We start from the raw sequence: 1,535 nt of genomic DNA, 5'->3' as shown, positions 1-1,535 counted from the left end.
CCGCTCGACCTGTCGAGTGGGGTGGGTCCCGTCCGGGGTAAGAAATCTGCAGCTGCCGTTGCGAGAAAACGATCGAGGCGCAGCCGCTCTCCGGTCAGACATGCCCCATCGAGCCCGCACATGGAGCGCCGCAAACGGGGCGTGAAGGGATATTGCTGTGGCGGTCTTGCACGGTTAGACGTTCACTTCGGAAGCGGTGCGCTGGCCTGCCCTTCAAAGGGTTTTCAGCTCAGGCCATACCATGTTCCGCGACCCGCTCCATGCAGGGTCAAGTGTCCCTCATCGGTCAACGCGCGCAGATGATCCTTGACGGTATTCCGGCTAGCACCCGTGGCCTTGGCCGCGTCCATCACGGTCACGCGCCCGCGCTCACGCGCCAGTTCGAGGATCGACACCGACAACTCCGGCAGGTCGCCGAGCAGGATGCGCTCGCGCTCCATCTTTCGCTCGAGACGCTGCTTTTGCCGCTGCAGGTTTTGCAGGAAGAACTCGATCCAGGGGTTCCAGTCCTGCCGATCCATGCGGATCGTACCTTGCGTGCGGCGAAGGGCGAGATAATAGGCCTCCTCGTTCTGCTCGACGATGCTTTCGAGCGAACTGTAGGGCACGTAGGCATAGCCGGCCCGAAGAAGCAGCAATGTGGTCAGCGCCCGCGACAGACGACCGTTGCCATCCTGGAAGGGATGAATTTCCAGAAAGACCACGACGAAGACAGCGACGATCAGCAGAGGGTGGAACGTCCCATCTTTCTCCTGAGCCTGCTGCCACGCCACCAGTTCCGCCATTCGGCCGGGTGTATCGAACGGCGTGGCTGTTGCGAAGACGACGCCAAGGCTCAGACCTTTCTCGTCGAACGCCTCGACGTTGTTGGCAAGGGTCTTCCAGTCGCCGCGGTGTCGCTCATCCTTGGTCGAGTGCGCGAGCAGATCCCGATGAAGCTGGCGTATGTGATTTTCGTTAACGGGGATGGCGTCGAAGGCCGAGAAGATTGTCTCCATCACCTCGGCATAGCCTACGACTTCCTGCTCGTCGCGGCTGGAGAAAGAGCCGATCCGCAGGTTTACGAGCAGCCTTTCGACTTCGCGGTCACTCAGCTTCGCGCCTTCGATGCGTGTCGACGATCCGATGCTTTCGATGGTGGCGACCCGGCGCAGGCTCGACAGGCGATCGGGCGCAATGCGGCCGAGGGCGCGCCATGCGCCTTTGAACTCGTCGATCTCTGCAATCAGCGAAAGGATCTCGGGTGTTATCCGCAATGTCCATAGATCGAGAGCCGGCATCCATTGCCCCATCCGTTTCCATCCGAAACGGTATGACAAGACGGGATCCATTTATCCATCCATTTTCATCCGATAGTGGGATGGAGATGAGCCGAAGACATGAGAGAAGGCCCCGCCCGATGGGCGGAGCCTCGACATTCTAGTCCCGGTTCTGGCGGGACCAGATCAGCTGGTAGCCGTCCTCGCCTTCGACTTCGGTCAGGGTTGCGTAGATCGGAGCCGGGAAGCTCGGGTCGTCCAGTTTGACCGAGAGGT

The 1,535-nt window shown here is 60.7% G+C and carries 2 protein-coding genes; both read right to left on the bottom strand.

The features are described from left to right. Positions 1–224: 224 nt before the first annotated feature. Complete coding sequence (locus ACP7E6_RS29370; RefSeq protein WP_426233709.1) at positions 225–1,280, bottom strand: Fic family protein; 1,056 nt, start codon at positions 1,278–1,280, stop codon at positions 225–227. 139 nt (positions 1,281–1,419) lie between these two features. Beyond that, positions 1,420–1,535: DUF736 family protein (locus ACP7E6_RS29365; protein ID WP_426233711.1), on the bottom strand; the 116-nt coding region annotated here is incomplete at its 5' end.

Source organism: Pararhizobium sp. DWP3-4, assembly GCF_049898205.1.
GTDB lineage: Bacteria > Pseudomonadota > Alphaproteobacteria > Rhizobiales > Rhizobiaceae > Pararhizobium.
This window is presented reverse-complemented; position numbering and strand designations above follow the sequence as displayed.

Excerpts from the sequence above, each read along its gene's own strand:
- ACP7E6_RS29370 (WP_426233709.1), bottom strand. The coding sequence starts at position 1,280 with ATGCCGGCTCTCGATCTATGGACATTGCGGATAACACCCGAGATCCTT.